We start from the raw sequence: 19,692 nt of genomic DNA on the forward strand, positions 1-19,692 counted from the left end.
AGGGCGTCAGCGCGCGACGATCAGCGCGACGAACACGGCGCTGACGAGGCACATCATGAGGCCCGTCATCACCGTGAGCGCCCAGCGCGCCTCGTTGCCATAGCGTCGGCTACTCCACACGGCCGCGAGGCCGATCGGGGGTGCGATGACGAGGAGCGAGCCGATCGCAATTGGATCTTCCCACCATGCACCGTGCTTGCGCGCGGCCACGACGACGGGCGGGGAGCCCGCAACGTGCGGGCTCGACTCACGTGGGCTCTGGCGGGTCGCCTGCCGATGCGGGGCATGATGCGGGTCGTAAGCCGGAAAGAGCCGCACGTCCTTGGCGGGGTTTCGCTTGTGCGGAACCACGTTCTGGGGCGCGACGAGCGCCTTCGGCGGCGCAACGTACGTGGGCGGGGCGGACGGCAACTGGTTTGCGCCGTACGCGGCGAGCTCCTTCGGAATCGGAAGGAACAGGCACTTTCGCAGCGCGGAGTGACGGACGTTCTCCCAGCCGCGAGGGACGTAATTTCGCGGCGATTCGCGAAGCCACCCCTCCCCTCTCAACGTGCTCGTTCGCGGGGTCAGACCTCGCTCGGCGCGAATGTGGCGCGGCGTATCGCTCATCCGGTTCGCTCCATGATGGTGCGGCAGGCGCTTTCCGCAAGGGGCCGCCGCGCTTCGCCATCCAATTGGGTGACACGCGAGGCGAGACGAGGCCTCGACCGCGCGCACATATCCTCACCTAATCATGTGTAGCGGCGCGCTTCCGCCGGATCGCGGCACGGGCGATGAGGAAGAAAATGGGCGGCAGATGGCGAAGCCGTAGCTTGCTCTGCTCGGTGCCGTACACGGGCCGGACGGGCACCTGGCGGATGCGCAGACGTCGGGCGGCGAGCTGACCGAGGATGTCGTTGGGGTAGCCGAAGCTCGGCCAGAGTCCGTCGAGGTCGAGTGCTCGTGCTGCCCGCCTCGAAATCGCCGTATAGCCGCACTGGCTGTCCGAGATGGGCTGGCCGGTGGCGAAAGACGTCAGGCGCGAGAAAACCTGTCCGCCAATCCACCGCGGAAGGCCCATCGACGCGCGAACCGCGGGGTCTCGAAAGCGGTCGCCTTTCACGTAATCCGCCTCGTCTCGAACGATGGGCAGGGCCACGTTGCGGAGGTCGTCGGGATGCATTTGCCCGTCGCCGGCCATCACGCAGAACACGTCCGTCGCTCGAGCTCCCGAGTCCAGCGCGGCGAGATAGCCGGTGGTGATGGCAGCTCCGACACCACGACGCTCGGGATGCCTCACGATCTGCACGCGTGCGTCACCGACCGCTCGCGCTACCTCGGTCGTCCGATCCGGGCTGCCATCGTCGACCACCACGATCCGGTCCACCCAGGCGGGCATCGTCTCGATGACGCGAGCAATCAGCAACTCCTCACAAAACGCAGGAACGACGACGACGACAGACGAGCCTTCGAGCAATGTTCAGCTCCCGAGCGCGGGCTTGATGGAGGCTTCCGTAGGGGCGTTCGGACGGGTGTCCAGCGCGGCGGCAGAAGTCCGTTTCGAGACCCGTTTCGGGAGCCGGAAGCTCACGCGGAAGCCTGGAAAATCCGACTCGACGCCGAAGACGCGACCATGACACAGAACCGTCACACCGCTAGAGTATCCGCGAAGCATGGCGCGAATCCTGGTGATCGAGGACGAAGCCGACATCCAGCAGATCCTCGACTACAACCTGCGCGAGAAGGGCCACAAGGTCTTTATCGCTAGCAGGGGTGACGAGGGTCTGAGGCTTGCTCGCGAAAAGCGTCCCGACCTCGTTCTTCTAGACCTCATGCTGCCGGACATCCCCGGCACGGAAATCTGCAAAACCCTCAAAACCGACCCTGCCACGCGTAACGCGCAAGTCGTCATGTTGACCGCCAAGGGCGAAGAAATCGACCGTGTCGTCGGTTTCGAGCTGGGTGCGGACGACTATGTCGTCAAGCCGTTCAGCGTGCGCGAGCTTCTGCTTCGCGTGCAGGCGATTCTTCGCCGGTCTCAGGGCGAACAAGAGGCAGCCGTCACCTTCCAGTTCGGAAGGCTCCGCGTCGATCGCGAAGCCCACCGCGTCTGGGCGGACGACGCCGAGCTCGAGCTCACCGCGCTCGAGTTCAAGCTCCTCGTGACGCTCTACGACCGCCGCAACCGCGTTCAGACCCGCGCGGCGCTCCTCAGCGACGTCTGGGGCATCGACGCGGACATCACGACGCGAACCGTCGACACCCACGTGAAGCGTCTTCGTGAGAAGCTCGGCGATGCCGGCATCTACATCGAGACCGTTCGCGGCGTCGGGTACCGCTTCGCGGACAACCCCGAAGAGGCCCTGGGGACAGCCGGGTGAGAAGCCGGATTCGAATCCGACTTCTGATCGCTAGCTGGGCACTCGTTTCGTTCAGCATCTTCGTCACGCTCGTCCTCTTCGCGCGCAACGACCGACCGTTTACTTCGTTCGCCGTTGCGCTGGCCCTCGGGGGGGTCGTTTCGTTCGTCGTGACGGAGCTGGCGATGCGCTGGCTCGACGACTCGGTCAGACCACTCACGGACGCCGCTCGGCGCATGCACGAGGGTGATCTGAACGTACGCGCGCGCGTCGCGAGCTCGGACGACGTCGGAAAACTCGGTGCAGCGCTCGACCAGCTGGCGGGCAGCTTCTCGCGCACCGTCGGCGAGCTCAGAGCCGAACGCGACCTCGTCAGCCGCATCCTGAACGGCATGGCGGAAGGCGTTCTGCTCCTCGACAAGGAGGGCAAGGTCGCCCTGATGAACGCTTCGCTGCGGGAGATGCTGCTCCTCCGCGCCGACGTCATCGGGCAGCCGCTCCTCGAGGTCGTGCGTCACGCCGAGCTCAAAGAGCTGCTCGATCGGACACGCAAGACCGGCACGACGTGCGCGGGCGAGATCGAGCTCGGAGGTCTCAAGCCGCGCCGCCTCCTCGTTCGCGGAGCCTCCTTCACCTCGCCCGACGGCGAAAGCGACAAGCCGCGCACGACGAACGGCGTGCGCAACAAGACCGACAAAGAAGGCCTCTCCGGCGGACTCCTTGCCGTCTTCGTCGACGTCACCGACGTCCGCCGCCTCGAGTCGCTCCGCCGCGACTTCGTCGCGAACGTCTCCCACGAGCTCCGCACGCCGGTCACCGCGGTTCTCTCCGCGGCCGAGACCATGGAGCTCGCGCTCGGCAGAGATCCCGAGGGCGCCAAGCGCTTCCTCGCCATCATCGAGCGCAACGCGGCGCGCCTGCAGCGCCTCATCGAAGATCTCCTCGATCTCTCGCGCATCGAGTCGCGAGAGCTGCGTCTGCGAAGCGAGCGCTTCGCCTTCGAGCCCTTCGCGAACCACCTCGTCGGCATGTTCCGCGAACGCGCCGACAAGAAGCGCGTCGCCATCAAGCTCGACGTCGCCAAGCAAGTGGAGGCCGAGGTCGATCGCCGTGCGCTCGAACAGGTCGTCACGAACCTCGTCGACAACGCCGTGAAGTACTGCCCCGAAGGGTCGACCGTCACCATTCACGCCGAGGCCACCACCGGCCGTGAGCGCGGCATTCGCATCCGCGTGGCCGACGATGGTCACGGCATCGAGGAAAAGCACCTCGGGCGCCTCTTCGAACGTTTCTACCGCGTCGACGCAGGTCGCTCGCGCGAGATGGGCGGCACCGGCCTCGGTCTCTCGATCGTGAAGCACATCGTCGAAGCGATGGGCGGCAACATCGACGTCACGAGCACCGTCGGCAAGGGCACCACCTTCGAGATCAAATTGCCCGACGCGAGCACGCGCATCCACGAGCGCGGCTCGACCCGAGATCTCTCCAAGCTCGCCCGTGAGGAAGTCGCGTGACGCGTGCATTCTGCACACATCGCTCGATTCTCACGGCGGGGGCGTTGCTCGTCCTTCCGCTCGTGGTGGCGTGCAGCCGCTCGGGCTCCGTCCCCTCCGAGACGTCTCCGCAAGTCCTCGTCGGGGCAGGCGCCACGCTTCCCTCGCCGCTCTATTCGAAGTGGGCTTCGAGCTACGCCACGGTCGAGCCCACCGTTCGCGTGAACTATCAGTCTGTCGGTTCGGGCGCGGGCATTCGCCAGACCACCGACGGCGTCGTCGACTTCGGCGCGACGGAAGAGCCCGTGCCCGGCACGCTCGTGCACGTGCCGATGACCGTGGGGGCCGTCGCATTCGCCTACAACGCGACGATCGACGGGGAGCTCGCACTCACGCCGAACCTGGCCGCGAACATTCTGCTCGGTCGCATCAAGCGCTGGGACGACGAGGCCATTCGCGCGGAAAATCCCGGACGATCGCTGCCGAGCGAGCCCATCACGATCGTCCACCGGGCGGACGGCAGCGGTACGAGTGCGGCTCTCACCACGTGGCTCTCCGCGCGAAGCGACGCGTGGCGCACCGAAGTCGGCGCCGGTACGGCCCCTCGGTTCCCCGTCGGCGTCGGTGCAAAAGGCAACGAGGGCGTCGCGGCGCTCGTGAAGTCGACGCCGAACTCGCTCGGCTACGTCGAGCTGGCGTACGCGAAGCATGCGGGGCTCCGCACGGCGCTCGTCGCGAACCGCGCCGGCAAGCGAGTCGCGCCCTCGGTCGAGGGCATCGCGCGCGCCCTCGCGAGCAGTCCCGCTCTCGGAGACGATCTGCACGCGAAATACTTCGAAGCCACCGACGAAAGCGCGTATCCCATCGTGGCCGTGTCCTTCGTCGTCTTGCGCGAGAATACCCACGATCAGGCGCGTAGTGCCGCGCTTGCCAAGTTCTTGTGGTGGGCCATCCACGATGGTCAGCAGTTCGCGCAGCCGCTCGACTACGCAGCGCTGCCGTCCTCGCTCGTCACGCGCGGTGAAGTGGCTCTGCACGCACTCAAGGTCGACGGTAAACCCGTTCTGCCGGCCGGAGGATGAGCTCGTGGCTCAACCTGCCGAGCCAACGTCGCCGTCTTCGCACGTCGAGTCGAGAAGGGCTGGCGAGAGCCCCGAAGCGCTGCGCGCGCGCATCGACCGACTGATCGGCGGCCTGGGAGGCGCGGCGGCGAGTGCGATCGGCATCGTCCTCCTCATCGTCGCCGTCTCCGCTTTCCAACTCGCGCTGCCTTCGATCCGAACTTTCGGCGCCGACTTTCTCGTCTCGCAGGATTGGGACCCGATCCACGCGCGCTTTGGCGCTCTACCGTTTCTCTACGGAACCGTGGTCACGTCGGCCGTCGCTCTCGCGCTCGCGGTGCCCGTCGGCATCGGCATGGCGCTCTTCTTGAGCGACCTCGGGCCGAGCGCGCTCAAGAGGCCCGTCGGCACGCTGATGACGCTCCTCGCCGCCGTCCCGAGCGTGGTCTACGGACTCTGGGCAGCACTCGTGCTCGCCCCGCTTCTTCGCACCACGATCGAGCCGGCGCTCGAGGCCCGCTTCGGCGCATTGCCGTTTTTTCGAGGTCCGAGCGTGGGCGTCGGCCTCCTCTGCGCCTCGCTCGTGCTCGCCGTGATGGTCCTTCCCACGATCGCGTCGGTGTCGCGCGAGGTCCTTCGCGCGGTCCCGTGGGAGCTTCGTGAAGGCGCGCTCGCGCTCGGGGCCACCCGCTGGGACGTGGTCCGTCGCGTGGTCCTTCCGCACGCTCGCGCGGGCCTCTCCGGCGCCGTTCTCCTCGGCTTCGGGCGCGCAGCGTCGGAGGCGATGGCCGTCGCGATGGTCGTCGGCAGCCGGCCCGAAATCCGCGGCTCGCTCTTCGCGCCCGGATACACGATGAGCAGCGTCATCGCGAACGAGTTCGCTGAATCGACCGGCACGCTCCACGTCGCTGCGCTCGCCGAGATCGGGCTTCTGCTCTTCGCAGTGACGCTCACCATCAACGTGGCCGCGCGCATGCTCGTGTCACGCGTGAGGGGCGCGTGATTCGCGAAGCGGAGGCGGCGTACACACGTCGCAAGGTCGCCTCGTGGGCGGCCACGATCCTCTCGGGGCTTGCGGTCGTCGTCGCCCTCGTGCCGCTCCTCGCGATTCTCTTCTACGTGGCGCGTCGCGGCCTCGGAGCCTTCTCGCTCGCCTTCTTCACCGAGCTTCCGCGCCCGTTCGGCGAGCGCGGCGGCGGCATGGCGAACGCCATCGTCGGCACCCTCGAGCTCGTAGGCCTCGCATCGATCATGGGCATCCCGCTCGGGATCGCCTCCGGCCTCTGGCTCTCCGAATATCGCACCACGGCGCTCGCCCGCGCGATGCGCTTCGCGGCCGACGTCCTCTCGGGCGTGCCGTCGATCATCGCCGGCGTCGTCGTCTACGCCACGGTCGTCGTGCGGATGAAGCACTTCTCGGCCTTCGCCGGCGCCGTGTCGCTCGCCATCCTGATGCTCCCCATCGTGGCGCGCACCACCGACGAGCTCGCCCGCACCGTTCCTGACGCGCTGCGCGAGGCCGCGCTGGCCCTTGGCGCCCCGCGTTGGCGCATCGCGTTCCACGTCGTCCTGCGTACGGCGGCCCCGGGAATCCGGGCAGGCTGCATGCTCGCGGTCGCTCGGGTGTCCGGCGAGACGGCGCCGCTGCTCTTCACCGCCTTCAACAATCGTTTCTGGAACGAAAGCCTGCTCGACGCGACGTCGTCTCTCCAAGTACAGATCTTCACCTATACGATGTCGCCCTACGACGATTGGCATGCACAAGCTTGGGCTGCCGCCCTCGTTCTCGTCGTGCTCGTCGTCGCGCTGGAAATCACCGGCCGCCGCCTTCTTCGTCGGGCGGGAACGTCATGAGAAGCAACTTCTCGCCGCCACCCAGCCCCGTCTCGCTGCGCGCCGAAGCTCCGGTGCACAAGATGAGCGCCGAGACGCTCTCGGCTTGGTTCGGCCAGAATCGCGCGCTCAAGGACATCACGCTCCCCCTGGTCGAGCGCAAGGTCACCGCCGTCATCGGCCCTTCGGGCTGCGGCAAGTCGACGTTCATCCGCTGCCTCAACCGCATGCACGAGGTCGTGCCGGGGGCGCGTGTCGAGGGGCGCGTCCTGCTCGACGGCAAGAGCATCTACGCGCGTGACGTCGACCCGGTGCGCGTGCGCCGACGCGTGGGGATGGTCTTCCAGAAGCCGAACCCCTTCCCCGCCCTCAGCGTGCGGGAGAACGTGCTGGCCGGCCTGAAACTCAGCGGGATCGGCTCGCCCGATCCCGATCAGCTCGTGGAAGAGGTGCTACGTCAGGCAGCCCTCTGGGACGAGGTCAAAGACGGCCTCGAACGCCCCGGCGCCGCACTGTCCGGCGGCCAGCAGCAGCGCCTCTGCATCGCACGTTGTCTCGCACTCGAGCCGGAGGTGGTGCTCATGGACGAGCCCTGTTCCTCGCTCGATCCCGTGGCCACCGCCAAGATCGAAGAGCTCGTCCACGAGCTGCGCGAGCGGTACACCATCGTCATCGTGACGCACTCCATGCAGCAGGCCGCGCGCGTCTCGGATTATACGGCCTTCTTCTACCAGGGAGAGCTGGTGGAGTACGACCACGCCGATGTCATTTTCACGAAGCCGAGCGATCCTCGAACCGAGGACTACATTACTGGGCGCTTCGGCTGAGGAGTCGTTAGGTTAGAGACATGCCGCCGCGCCTGCACACCGACCGAGAGTACGAAGGAGAACTGCAGCGCATCCGCGAGATGCTCCTCATGATGGGAGCCAAGGTCGAGGAGATGCTCGGCCAAGCGATGCGCGCCCTCGTCGAACGCGACACCGAGCTCGCCGAGCGGACGCTCTACATCGATCGTCAGATCAACCGCCTCGAGATCGAGGTCGACGATCTCTGCCTTCGCGTTCTCGCGCGCCGGCAGCCCGTCGCCAGCGACCTGCGCTTCCTCACCATGGCCCTCAAGGTCGTCACCGATCTCGAGCGCATGGGCGACCTCGGAGTGAACATCTGCGAGCGCGTGATGGAGCTCAACGAAGAGCCCCCGCTCAAGCCGTACGTCGAAGTCGTCAACATGGCCGAGGCCGCGCAGGAGATGCTGCGCGAGGCCCTCGACGCCTTCGTGGCCGGCGACGCCGAGCGCGCCACGAGCATCGTCGAGCGCGATTCCAAGGTCGACTCGTACTACGCGACGATCTTCCGCGATCTCCTCACCTACATGATGGAGAACCCGCGCAACATCTTCCGCGCGACGCGCGTTCAATCGATTGCCAAGTACATCGAGCGCATCGCCGACCACGCGACGAACGTGGCCGAGATGGTCGTCTTCATGGTGCGCGGCAAAGACATCCGGCACGTCGGAAAACTCGATCGTCAGAAATCGAACCGTCCGCCCACCGTCGTGCCTTCTGCGACGGACAGCGATGCCTCCGTGCGTGATTTGATGGGCGCCGCCCGCGCCCGCCGCTCGACCTGAGCTCCACGCTCGACCCGAGCCGGCCTCGACGCGCACGGCTCGGGGGTCAATTCCGTTACGACACGTGAAGCGCGCCTCGCGCTGACACGGACGATCGCGCGCATTTTCCGAAGCTCACGGCGCTCCGGCCAACATGGCCTACCCCTTGCCTAATGCGGCGACCACCTGCACGGACCGTGGATTCCGGGGCCCACGATGGGCGAGGGCCCCGAAATCCACGGTCCTTTGCAGGAGTCTGTCGCGTACTGCATTTCACTGTTCACTCAGCGCAACTGAGTTGCGCTGAATGGCCGCTCACGTCTTTGGACGTAGGTCGCGCGGGCAGTACGCGCTCGATCGTCAACAAACCATCGGAAGGGAAGCGGCCATGCGCACGTGGTTGGCCCGCACGGGCCTCATTTTGTTGTCAGCAGCGGCATGCATCGGATCTGGCGCCTGCGCGGAAGAGCGCGCGCCGATCGACAAGGTGCAACCGAATGCGCTGCCGAAGTCGTTCTTCGTCGGTGAGAACCTGGCAGACGGAAAGGACGATCCGGAGTTCCGGACGAAATCGTATGTCGTCGGCTCTTCGGTCAGTCAGTCCGATTATGCGATTGGCGAATTCTCGGTCGTCGATCGGATTCGCTGGGAAATTACCGAAGACATGTTGCTCGGGCGGCGCGCCTACCAAGAATCGCCGGGCGCCGACAATCGCGGCGTGCCGAACTCGCAAGTCGCGTCATCGACCGACAAGAACGTGACGGCCACGCCGAACGGCACCATCGTCGCGGCGTACAAGATCAAAAGTCACTTCGACATCCGCCGCGCGTACAACCCGTCGACGGGCGAAGAGAGCAACGTCATCGAGGAGAATTCGAGCGACCGGCCGTGGAACGAGCGAGCGTTTTTCCGTGTCGACTGGTCGCAGAACCTCGTCGTCTCCACCAACGATTCGACCGCTTTCTCAGGCTCGACGAAGGTCACGCCGGTCGCCTACGACGTCACGGATCCCTCGAACGAGGATGCGCCCCATCTCGAGATCGACGGCGGCTACCTCGACGTCACGAACAAGTTCACGGTGGAGCCCGCCGAGATCGAATTCTCGTGGGGCACCATGAAGCGCTGCATGATCACGAGCTTCATGACGGGCACGTCGACGTACGACTGCAACCCTCAGGAGGCCGTGGTCCGAACGAGCTTTGCCCGTGTCTCGCCGAACGAAGACTTCGAGCCGTTCGAGGACGATTACGCCTGGCAAGACGTCGTCGGCAATACCGGCGGCGAGGGAAATGGGTACGAATCACTGCTGGGCGTGGCTCGAACCAAGTGGGATCCGCAATATTCGTTCAATGACGCACAGACCCAGCGACTGAAATCGATTCACAACGTCTGGCAAAAGAGCCATCTCGACACGACGTGCCACGACAATACCGACGAAGACGGCGATGGAACCGCCGACGCGTGTTCGAAGGCCATCACCGGTTACAAGGGCAAGAACGGCTCGCAATGCGACACGGTCGTCGGGAAATGCACGATCCCCGTGCGTGACCGCACCATCAAGACGATCGCCTATACCCTCAACAAGGAAGCCCCTGACGCCTTCCAGGACACGGTCGACAAGAACGGCAAGGTCGCCGAGGAAGGCACGTTCGAGCGCATCGGACACGCCTGGCGGCAGCTCCTCGAAGTCGCCATTGCGTATCGACGCGAAACCGAGTGCCGGCGCACGGGAGACGGCGATCGCGACACGTGCCACACCGAATTCTTCGAGAGCGACAGCTCGCCGAACGCCAAGCAGATGGTCGTGCAGGGCGGCTGGCTCACCGATGCGCCGAAGAAGCTCGCCGTCGATCAGGGCATGCCGATGTTCTACGTGTGCCACAACCCCGTGCGCGCGTACGACCCGGAGTCGCTCTGCGGAAAACCAGGAAGCACTCCGCGCTTCGGCGATATTCGAAGGAACTGGCTCGTCTATTGGCCTTATGAATCACGTGCGCACTACGGTGGTATCGGCTGGAATCCACCCGACCCCGTAACGGGCGAGACCTTCGGTGCAAGCGCCACCATCATGGGCCGTTCGGCCACGTATGCGGCGGCGAACGAGCGCGACATCATCCAGCTCGCGATCGGCGATCTGGCCATGGACGACATCGTGGCCGGCGTTCCTGCGCAGCGCTATGCGAAGACGCTCCAGTCCGGCGCGTCGGCGCCCGAGGCCTTCCGCATCGGACGCACGAGTTCACAGATCGCTTCACGCGTCGGCGCCGTGGACATGTCGGCCCTCAAGAGCACGCTCTCCGTGAGGCCCCCGACCGTGGCGTCGGCCCTCGAAGGCGCGTCGCTCGACAGCATCGCCAAGGCAAAGAGCACCGTCGCGGCGACGCAGTTCACGGCCGACATCGGGAGCTTCGCCACGCTGACCCAGCGATTGCAGGGAACGGTGAGCACACTTGACGAGCTGACGTCGCCACTGCGCGGTCTCGAGCCGGCCAAGCTCGAAGCCCTGCGAGCGTGGTGGGAAGAAGACATGGCCGCACGCGGGGCGTGCTTCCTCGATGCGAACGCTTCGAGCACCGGAAGCCTCTACCTGCCCTCGCTCGCGGGGTATTTCCGCGAGAAATACGCAGACCTCTCGCCCACCGAACGCGGACAGCGCATCTACGACGACCTCGTGAAAGAAACGATCGTAGGCATCGGAACGCACGAAGTGGGGCACTCGCTCGGCCTGCGCCACAACTTCGCTTCGAGCTGGGACGCGCCGAACTTCAACCCGCAGTATTGGCAGCTCCGCACGAACGAGGGTCGGGCCACGGGTGCCTGCTCCGAGCCGCGGAATGCCGACAACGCCGATACGTGCATGGGACCTCGCTATCTCGACCCGATGACGAAGGACGAGCAAGGCCTCGACGCGGAGTCACGACCGGGCATCGACTACTTCGCCAACACCTCGACGATGGAATACCAGGTCGAACGCGGCGGTGAATCCGTGGGACTCGGCACGTACGACCAGCACGCCATGAAGGTGCTGTACGGGCGCGTCATCGAGACGTTCGACGACCGCGTGATTCCCAAGAAGGACCAGGAGAACTTCGGCCTCAAGAACTACACGCAGCTGCAAGAGCGCGATCTGGTCATCAACGGGCGCAACGTGTTTACGCACTACACGACGACCGGCAGGCTGATGAAGGTCTTCGACGCCGGGCGCGATTGCCGCGAAGCCACGGACGAGGAAAAAGCCATCTCGGGTTGGCGCGTCGTGCACGGTAAGGTTTGCGCACCGCCGCCGAAGGATCACGGCGCGTTCGGCGACTTCGAGAGCGGACCGCACCCGCTCGCATCGACGCTGAACCTCGTGAAGTGGCGCGTCAAAGACGGCAACACCTCGCGCGTTCGCTGGAACTACCGCTGGGGCGAGCAGTACGGCGCCGGCGGTTACATGCACACGACGATGATGGACGCCGGCGCTGACGTCTACGAGCTCACGCAGAACCTCACGCGCTCCTTCGATCTCCGTTATCCGTGGACCTACTTCCGCCGCGGAAATCGCGAGTGGAACGACATGTACCTTCCGCAGTCGGTCGCCGCGCAGTACTTCGGACGCCTCCGCGCCTATCACTGGCAGATCGCTCTCGACCTCGCGCGCTCCAGCCCGAGCGACCTGAACAGTGACGACGGCCTCCGGCCCTACGTGATGTCGCAGGCGGACATCTTCGCCTTCCTGCAGCGCGCCATCCTGATGCCCGAGCCGGGTGGCTACGTCGCGAGCCCGCTCCACACATCGCCACGTGGTCGCTCGATCTTCGACCTCTCGACCGGTACGGCCGCAGCGAACTTCTCTATCGGCGTCGGCGACGGACGCTTCATCGCCGACGACTTCGAGAACGAGAAGGGCGGCTCGTGGAACTACCAGCAGTACGTCCACCACGCCGGCTACGAGACGGAGAAGGCGCTCGCGATGATGCAGCTCGTCGACCCGCGCCCCACGCTGTTCACCGTCGCGCGCGAGAACTATCTGGACGGTCGCGACGTCATGATCAGCTTCCGCAACGACCTTCCGGACAGCGTCGATCGCATGCTTGGCGGCTTGCTCTCGGAGGACTGGGAAGCGATCGCCCCCTATGTCACCGGTGATGCGAGCGGCGGTCTTTACGGGTTCGAAATGACCGACAAGGCGTTCACGCGCCCGCAGGGAGCGATGCTCGTGTTCCCCAACGTGGGTTACAAACAGGAGCTCTCCATGGCCATCTACGGCGCAACCTTCTCGCGTCTGTCGTCGGACATGACGCTCGTGAACAAGATGCGCATCTCGGCACTGGGCGACGCCACGCCCACCATTCCCGGAACGCGCGAGGTCCGCTTCACCAATCCCGAGAGCGGCATCACGTACGTCGCTTCGAGCTACGGGACCGAGACGATCGACGGGCGCTCGATCGATCACGGCATCGGTTCACGCATGCTCGGCCACGCGAACGATCTGCTCGCGCAGGCCTACAAGGTCGTGACCGACGCCTCGGGCGCCCCCGTGCTCGACGAGAACGGTGAGCCGAAGCTCGTCCTCGACGAGAGCGGTAAGCCGATCACGACCGGCCCGGATGCCATCCTGGCCTTCCGTCGCTACATGGGTCTCGTCGACGCCACGCGCCAGATCGGCCGCGCCCTCGACGGTCCGCTGGCCCAGTAGCTCTGTCCGAACGACGGCGCGGCAGCGGGAATTCTCGCCGCCGCGCCGTTCAGCGCACGGCTTGCAGCGCGACGCCGGCGGCCGCGCCGCCGAGAACGAGCCACGCCGAGTTCACTTTGAACCGGAAGAGAAGAACGCCACTCAGCACTGCGAGCACCAGCGCAGGAAGGTCGACGAGTGACGAACGACCGAGTTCGAACGTCACGACGACCATCAATGCGAGCGAAGCCACGTTGACCCCGTCGAGGAACGACGCAGCACGAGGCGAACGCCGAAGTCGCGGAACGAGGGCACCGCTCAAGGCGACGAACACGAACGCCGGGAAGAAGATGCCAAGCGTCGCGACGCACGCGCCGAGCGGGCCCGAGACCAGATAACCGACGAACGTGGCCGTGGTGAAGACCGGTCCGGGCGTGAGCTGGCCAACGGCAACGGCATCGACAAGCTGCGATTCGGTGAGCCACCCTCGGTGTTCGACGAGGTCGGTGCGCAAGAATGCGAGCAGCACGTAGCCGCTGCCGAACAGCACCGAGCCGATCTTCGCGAAGACGAAGAACAGTCCACCGAGCGACGATGGAACGGAGCTCGCCGCCGCGACCTTCCCGGCGCTCATCCCGAAGGCGGGGACGAGCGCGGTGCCGCGTGGCGTCTTCCAGAGCATGGAGACGAGTCCGGCCCCGAAGAGGATCACGAGCTCCTCCGCACCGAAGAAGGTGGCGGCGACGGCGAGGATGCCCAGCAGCGCGAGGAACGTGCTTCTGACGGCCGTGCGAACGAGCGCGATCAGCGCTTGAACGACGACCGCGATGATGACGGGCTTCACGCCATAGAGCACCCCGCGCGCTTCGGGGACGCGTCCGTAGCGAACGTAGAGCCATGCGAACGCCAGCGTGATGAGCGCCGCCGGCACGATGAAGCACGCGCCCGCCACGACGAGGCCCGCGAATCCACGCCGGCGGTGGCCGATGTGGATGGCCATCTCCGTCGAGTTCGGGCCGGGGATGAGATTCGTGGCGCCGAGGAGATCGAGGAACTCTTCCGACGTCAGCCACTTGCGCCGCTCGACGACCTCGTCACGCATCATCGCGATGTGCGCGGCAGGTCCGCCGAACGCGGTGACTCCGAGGCGGAGAAACAGAAGCGCGATCTCGCGAAGAGGCGTGTTTTCCGCCATGACGAAGGCCGCCGGAGTCATGCCCGCTCACCCGTTGCGACGCAAGAGCACGATGGCGGCTCAATCGCGACGAGATAGCGACTGGATCGCGACGAAGATGGCAATCTTCCAGCCACCCCGAGATTCACGCACGCCAAAGGGAACTTCCATGACTCCTCGTTGTCCACGAGATCATGCAGGCCGGCCTTTGGCTCGTCGTGGGCATGCTGCTCCAAGCATGTTCGGCACGGAGTCAGCCGCCGCCCCGCGCGCCCCGCGCTCCGGACATGATTCCGCATCGCGAGGCTTCACCGCACGACGACGAAACGCCCCTCTCGGTGTCCACGCAACCTGTCGGCGAGGAAGAACCAACGTGGCCTCGGAAGCCCACCCCGCCACCCCAAGAGGTCGCTCCGCCACCGGTTCGTCCCGCGCCCGTCTGCGTTGGTGATGCGACGCTTCCGAAGGAAAAGCCTCATCGCGCCGCGTGCTGTTATCCCGCCCGAGAGCTCTTCGCGCAGCCGATTCGAGCCGTGTTTCCCGAATTGCGAGCTTGCTACGAGCGCGCTCGTGACGCCGACGCCGAAGGCACGGTCGCGTTCAAGTTCCGCGTGGAGCAAGACGGAAGGATCCTTCGGGTGTGCGGCGCCGCCGATACGCCGCTCCTCGACGACGACGTGGTCCGCTGTATGGCCGAACGACTACGAACCGTTCGCTACGACGCTCGCACCGACGGTGACGTCGCGCTCTGTGGGCTCATCCAGATTTTGTATCCTGTACGCTTTACCCACGAAGGGAATTGACGAGCTCGATATCCGCTCGAAAGACAACGATCGTCCGCAATTCCCGCGTCTCGTAATCGGGTTTCTCTTTTGCAGACAAAGTCCCGAACGACGAGATCTCGACGACGTCCACGTACATGAAGGCCGTCCGGATCGCTTCCGCGAAGGCGTCGAGTTCGGCGTCGTCGCTCGGCTCGACGACAGCGTTCGGCTCACCGTTCAAGAGATCGAGCAGCGCCTCCTCCGTCTTCCAGGACACACGGCGCTCTCGGACGGAGAACCTCCCGACCCCGGCGAGCCGGACTCCCTCCGCATGCGAGCTCATGCATGCTGTCAGACGCGTAACCAAGTTGGGGACGACGAGGACAGCGCGCTCTTCGAGGTTCTCGTTGTGCTGGCGAACGCCCGACTTATCGCTCCGCGGCTCGGCGAGCTCGGAAGAATGCTTCACGCTCCGTCTTACGCTGCACGGCCGAGCATCCTTCCCAGCCCGCGCGAGCGCCGCTTCATGCGTGACGAAGCGGTCCTCGTATGGCGTACGGAGACGACGTCAGGCGATCGAGAAGGCTTCGATCGAGCGCTTCAGATCTTCGAGCGCAGGAATCGAGGCAGCGCGTGCGGCGAGCGTCTTCGCGGCCGACTCGATGGCGTCGATCTGCTCCGAGACGCGCTCGGGGGCCGTGCCACCGGCGCTCTTCTTCGCGGCGACCGCAACGCGCGGATCGAGGACCGCGAGAACGCTGGCGTCGAACGACGGATGAATCGCCTTCGCGTCGTCGAGAGAGACCTTCGCGAGATCGATCTTCCGCTCGCGTGCGAGGTGGACGACCTGGCCGGTCGCCTTGTACGCCTCGCGGAAGGGAACGCCCTTGCGGACGAGCGCCTCGGCAACGTCGGTGGCCTGCGTCGAGCCATCGGAGACGGCCGCGAGGCACGTCGTCGGATCGAACGCGAGGTGGACCATCGCCGCGCGAACGGCGCGCACGGCGCCGCGGACGAGAGGCCCGGTGTCGAGGACGGCCTGGCGGTCGTCCTGGAAATCGCGGTTGTAGCCGGTGGGCAGGCCCTTCACGAGCGTGAGCATCGCAGAGAGGTTGCCGACCCCGCGTGCCGACTTCGCGCGAACGAGCTCGAAGACGTCGGGGTTCTTCTTCTGCGGCATCATGCTCGAACCGGCCGCGATGGCGTCGCCGATCTTGAGGTAGCCGAACTCGCTCGTGGTGAAGTCGACCACGTCCGTGGCCAGACGCGACAACGAGAGGAGCACGCGTGCGCCGGCGTACGTCCAGTCGATCGCGAAGTCGCGATCGCCGATCGTGTCGAGCGCATTCGCCGTGAGCGCCGGGAAGTGCAGGACCTTGGCGACGACGTCGCGCTCGATGGGGAGCGAGGTACCCGAGCACGCGCCGCAGCCGAGCGGCGACTGGTTCGCGCGATCGATGGCGACGGCGAGGGCGTCCGCGGCGCGAAGCAGCGCGTTCGCCCATGCCGAGATCACGAACGCGGCAGACACGGGTTGAGCGCGCTGGCGATGCGTGTACGCCGGGATGATGACGTCTTTCTCGCGGCGCGCGCGCTCGGCGAGCTCCAGAGCGAGGCTCGTCGTTTCGGCGAGCGTGCGTGCGGCCTGGTCACGGACATGAAGACGCAGCGCGAGTGCGACCTGGTCGTTTCGCGAGCGCGCCGTGTGGAGGCGCTTGCCCGTTTGACCGAGGTCGGTCGTGAGGCGCGCCTCGATCGCCATGTGGACGTCTTCTTCGCCGTCCGGAATGACGAGCGTGCCCTTGGTGGCCTCGTCGAACATCGCGAAGAGCGCGCCGCGGAGCTTCTGCGCGTCGTCCGCATCGAGCAGACCGACTTTGCGGAGCATCGTGACATGCGCGGCGCTGCCGAGCAGGTCTTCACGAACGAGGTGCCGGTCGTGCGACAGCGACGTCGTCCACGCGAGAAGCTCGGGGACCATCTCCGCCGTGCCGGTCGCGTCGGTTCGCGCAATACCGCCACTCACGGCGGGGGAAGAAGGCTCTTTCATCGTCGGCTCTCTTTACGTCTCGTTCGCCGTCCCCCGAATGCGCCGAATGCGTCTCGCTGTTCGCAGTGGCGCTATGACCGTCGATTCACACTCAGGGGTGCTTGAAGCCCGGCGGAAGGCCCGAAGGAAGGCCGGCCGGCATTCCGGGGCGAGCGCCCGGAGCGTTGAGCGGGCGTGCCGATTGAACGGGCGGTGCGCCCGGGGCAGCCTGCGCCTGCGCCGGGGCGGTCAGGGCCGAGCCGGGCATGACGTTCTGCGCGTTTTCCTGCGGCGCGGTGGAGGGGCCCGACGAGCAAAGCGCCCACCACAATCCGACGAGGAAGAAGAGAACGGCGCCGATGGCGGTCAGCCACAACGGCGTCTTCGGCTCCGGCAAAGGCGCCGGCCCGTGCGCATGTGGCCCATGAGACCCGCCAGACGCGTGAGATGCATGGGAATGGGCCAAATTTCCGTCACTTGCGCTCATGGCTTCCGCACCTCTTTTCACCGTCCGCCGGCCGCTGTCAAGGCGCGCCCCCAAACACGTCACGAGGGGGCCTCGGGACCATCCGAGCCGTAGGCACGGTCAGTGCTAAGTTTGGGAAGATCCATGGCCCGCCCCTCCCGATCCGAAGCCCTGAAACTCGCCCCCTTCGCGATTGGATGCGCGGCAGTCTGCGCGGCCATCGCGGCCCTGGCGCAGACGGCTCTGGCCGCCCCGCCGGAGCTGCCGAAGCTCCCGGGGGCGCAGTCGCCGGAGGCGCCGAGCGCGGCCGACGCAGGGGCGCCGTCGAGTGACGCCAGCCGGAAGGGTGTCGTGCAGGTCGAGCATGGCGGACATCCGATCGCGATCGGGACGGTCCTCGGTCAGGATGGACGGGTCATCACTTCACTCTCGGGTCTCGGTGCGGTGGAGCAACCCGAGATTCGCTACGCCGACGGCACCGTCGTCAAAGCGAAGGTCGGTCACAAGGACAAGAACTGGGACCTCGCCCTCCTCATCCCGCTCACGGGTAAGTGGCTCGACGGCCTGACACCGTCGACCGCGGAACCGCAAGGCCCGGAGCTCAAAGCGTACGGCCCGAAGTCGGGGAAGTTGAGCCTGATGGCGCTCGGGTACAAAGGCCGGGTCGATGTGCGTTCGCGCGAGGGCGATGCGCTCCGCTCCGTGCTCGATCTCGATTGGAAGGGCGGTCCGACCGTTCCCGGCGCGCCGGTCCTCGACACCGATGGCAAGGTCGTCGGTGTTGCGATTCGCGCCTGCAAGGAGGCTTCGGCCCCGAGCGCCAAAGAGAGCGAGCCGAAACGCGTGAACGGCGCCGCTGCTCCGCCTGCCGACGCGAAACCGGCGGAGGCGAAATGCACGGCGGTCACCGTGGGAGCGCCCGTCTACGCCCTGCGTGGCTTCTTGATGAAGACGCCCGCCGAGGCGGTCCAGCCGGCTCCTTGGCTCGGCCTCGGCGGAGCGCCCACGGATTCCGGCAACGTGAAGGGCGTTCGGGTGATGGGCCTCGCGCCAGGAAGCCCTGCGGAAAAGGCTGGGCTCAAGGCCGGAGGCGATGCCCCCGACACCATCGTGGCCGTCGATGGCCAACCCGTCGAGAGCCCGGAACAGCTCGCCCAGGTCATCGCGAAACGAGGGATTGGCCAGCAGGTCAAGTTTCTCGTGTTCAGCGGAGGTAAGTTTCGCGAAGTCGGGGTCACGCTGCGCGCGGCGCCCTGAACGAGCGAGGCAAACGAGCCGGAGAAGGCCAAGTCGGGCCTGGAAACGGCGGAGATCGCGGGGGTCCGCCGGTGAACGCGGTTGACAGGAAGCGCGCCGCCTTGGACCATCGTCTGCCGTGGGACTCCGCATCGAGGTAGCCGGCGAAACCAACGTCGGCATGAAGCGTACGCACAACGAGGACAACTTCTCGATCATCGAGGACAGTGGCCTCTACGTCGTCGCCGACGGCATGGGAGGCCACGCGTCGGGCGAGGTCGCCAGCAAGATGGCCGTCGACGCGCTCAAGGAGTTCTTCGCGGCGACGGCGCACGATCCCGAGCGGACGTGGCCGTACAAGATGGACCGCGCCAAGGGTTACGAGGAGAACCGGCTCATCACCGGCATCAAGCTCGCGAACCTTCGCATCTACGAGACCGCGCAGCGCGAAGCCGGCAAGCGTGGCATGGGCACGACCATCGTCGTCCTCTTCGCCGTGGAAGAGGGCATCTACGTGGCCCACGTCGGCGACTCACGCAGCTACCGCGTTCGCGACGGCAAGATCGAGCAGCTCACCGAGGACCACTCGCTGCTCAACGACTACATCAAGATGAAGCGCCTCACGCCCGAGGAGATCGCGAACTTCCCGCACAAGAACGTCATCGTGCGCGCGCTCGGGATGAAGGACACGGTCAAGGTCGACACGCGCTTCGAGTCACCTCGCGCGAACGACGTCTACATCCTCTGCTCCGACGGTCTCTCCGGCCCGGTCGAAGATCCCGAGATGCTCGAGATCATCACCAAGCACGGCGATCTGAAGCTGGCCGCGTCGAAGCTGATCGAGCGCGCCAACGAGAACGGCGGCCCCGACAACATCACCGCCATCCTCGCCCGCTGGGTCGACGACTAGGCTTCTTGTAGGGAACCTCCGGTTCCCCTCAGAACCTCCGGTTTTGAGCCTCCCCTCCGGCGGCGGCGGGTCGCCTGACGGCGCTCGCGCTCCGCGTGAAAAGAACCCGCCGCCTTCT

Annotated in this window: 17 protein-coding genes; 11 read left to right on the plus strand and 6 right to left on the minus strand. The window is 66.1% G+C overall.

Going from position 1 to position 19,692, the window contains the following annotated elements; genetic code table 11:
* Positions 1 to 6: 6 nt before the first annotated feature.
* Positions 7 to 609 carry a hypothetical protein gene (locus AKJ09_RS13745; RefSeq protein WP_146647657.1) on the minus strand — a complete coding sequence of 201 codons (603 nt, stop codon included), beginning with the start codon at positions 607 to 609 and terminating at the stop codon, positions 7 to 9.
* A 118-nt stretch (positions 610 to 727) separates the two neighbouring features.
* Complete coding sequence (locus tag AKJ09_RS13750) at positions 728 to 1,456, minus strand: glycosyltransferase family 2 protein (protein ID WP_146647658.1); 729 nt, start codon at positions 1,454 to 1,456, stop codon at positions 728 to 730.
* Between the two features lie 196 nt (positions 1,457 to 1,652).
* Between AKJ09_RS13750 and AKJ09_RS13755 the strand changes: the two genes are divergently transcribed.
* The 8 genes from AKJ09_RS13755 (at position 1,653) to AKJ09_RS13790 (ending at position 13,016) form a co-directional block, all read left to right on the plus strand.
* Positions 1,653 to 2,360, plus strand: coding sequence for a response regulator (locus AKJ09_RS13755; protein WP_146647659.1), 708 nt, complete (start codon positions 1,653 to 1,655; stop codon positions 2,358 to 2,360).
* Entirely contained in the window at positions 2,357 to 3,853 is a 1,497-nt protein-coding gene (locus AKJ09_RS13760; protein WP_146647660.1) for a sensor histidine kinase, read from the plus strand. Before AKJ09_RS13755 ends, AKJ09_RS13760 begins: the two co-directional genes overlap by 4 nt.
* Positions 3,850 to 4,914 (plus strand): phosphate ABC transporter substrate-binding protein PstS, encoded by a 1,065-nt coding sequence (pstS, locus tag AKJ09_RS54255; RefSeq protein ID WP_146647661.1) that lies wholly within the window; start codon positions 3,850 to 3,852, stop codon positions 4,912 to 4,914. Before AKJ09_RS13760 ends, pstS begins: the two co-directional genes overlap by 4 nt.
* Positions 4,915 to 4,918: 4 nt before the next feature.
* Positions 4,919 to 5,896, plus strand: coding sequence for a phosphate ABC transporter permease subunit PstC (gene pstC, locus AKJ09_RS13770; protein ID WP_205633702.1), 978 nt, complete (start codon positions 4,919 to 4,921; stop codon positions 5,894 to 5,896).
* On the plus strand, positions 5,893 to 6,747 hold the full coding sequence (gene pstA / locus AKJ09_RS13775; RefSeq protein WP_146647663.1) for a phosphate ABC transporter permease PstA: 855 nt from the start codon (positions 5,893 to 5,895) through the stop codon (positions 6,745 to 6,747). Before pstC ends, pstA begins: the two co-directional genes overlap by 4 nt.
* 62 nt (positions 6,748 to 6,809) lie before the next feature.
* The gene (gene pstB, locus AKJ09_RS13780) at positions 6,810 to 7,553 is read left to right on the plus strand and encodes a phosphate ABC transporter ATP-binding protein PstB (RefSeq protein ID WP_240488944.1); all 744 of its coding nucleotides are present in this window, start codon (positions 6,810 to 6,812) and stop codon (positions 7,551 to 7,553) included.
* Positions 7,554 to 7,573: 20 nt separating this feature from the next.
* Positions 7,574 to 8,356 carry a phosphate signaling complex protein PhoU gene (gene phoU, locus AKJ09_RS13785; protein ID WP_146647665.1) on the plus strand — a complete coding sequence of 261 codons (783 nt, stop codon included), beginning with the start codon at positions 7,574 to 7,576 and terminating at the stop codon, positions 8,354 to 8,356.
* 367 nt (positions 8,357 to 8,723) lie between these two features.
* Entirely contained in the window at positions 8,724 to 13,016 is a 4,293-nt protein-coding gene (locus AKJ09_RS13790) for a zinc-dependent metalloprotease (protein WP_169927522.1), read from the plus strand.
* 49 nt (positions 13,017 to 13,065) lie between these two features.
* On the opposite strand, the gene chrA is transcribed toward AKJ09_RS13790, so the two are convergent.
* Positions 13,066 to 14,211 carry a chromate efflux transporter gene (gene chrA / locus AKJ09_RS13795; protein ID WP_146647667.1) on the minus strand — a complete coding sequence of 382 codons (1,146 nt, stop codon included), beginning with the start codon at positions 14,209 to 14,211 and terminating at the stop codon, positions 13,066 to 13,068.
* 152 nt (positions 14,212 to 14,363) lie between these two features.
* Between chrA and AKJ09_RS13800 the strand changes: the two genes are divergently transcribed.
* On the plus strand, positions 14,364 to 14,972 hold the full coding sequence (locus tag AKJ09_RS13800; protein WP_146647668.1) for a hypothetical protein: 609 nt from the start codon (positions 14,364 to 14,366) through the stop codon (positions 14,970 to 14,972).
* Here the strand turns inward: AKJ09_RS13800 and AKJ09_RS13805 are convergent.
* The 3 genes from AKJ09_RS13805 to AKJ09_RS13815 form a co-directional block, all read right to left on the minus strand.
* Entirely contained in the window at positions 14,953 to 15,402 is a 450-nt protein-coding gene (locus AKJ09_RS13805) for a hypothetical protein (RefSeq protein WP_146647669.1), read from the minus strand. The two genes, AKJ09_RS13800 and AKJ09_RS13805, sit on opposite strands and share 20 nt — an antisense overlap.
* Positions 15,403 to 15,501: 99 nt before the next feature.
* Complete coding sequence (argH, locus tag AKJ09_RS13810) at positions 15,502 to 16,983, minus strand: argininosuccinate lyase (RefSeq protein ID WP_146647670.1); 1,482 nt, start codon at positions 16,981 to 16,983, stop codon at positions 15,502 to 15,504.
* Positions 16,984 to 17,074: 91 nt separating this feature from the next.
* The gene (locus AKJ09_RS13815) at positions 17,075 to 17,359 is read right to left on the minus strand and encodes a hypothetical protein (protein WP_146647671.1); all 285 of its coding nucleotides are present in this window, start codon (positions 17,357 to 17,359) and stop codon (positions 17,075 to 17,077) included.
* Positions 17,360 to 17,572: 213 nt separating this feature from the next.
* Between AKJ09_RS13815 and AKJ09_RS13820 the strand changes: the two genes are divergently transcribed.
* Positions 17,573 to 18,685, plus strand: coding sequence for a PDZ domain-containing protein (locus AKJ09_RS13820; RefSeq protein WP_146647672.1), 1,113 nt, complete (start codon positions 17,573 to 17,575; stop codon positions 18,683 to 18,685).
* Positions 18,686 to 18,845: 160 nt separating this feature from the next.
* On the plus strand, positions 18,846 to 19,574 hold the full coding sequence (locus AKJ09_RS13825; RefSeq protein ID WP_146647673.1) for a Stp1/IreP family PP2C-type Ser/Thr phosphatase: 729 nt from the start codon (positions 18,846 to 18,848) through the stop codon (positions 19,572 to 19,574).
* The last annotated feature ends 118 nt before the right edge of the window (positions 19,575 to 19,692 follow it).

The sequence above is a fragment of the Labilithrix luteola genome, assembly GCF_001263205.1.
In the GTDB taxonomy this organism is placed as follows: domain Bacteria; phylum Myxococcota_A; class Polyangia; order Polyangiales; family Polyangiaceae; genus Labilithrix; species Labilithrix luteola.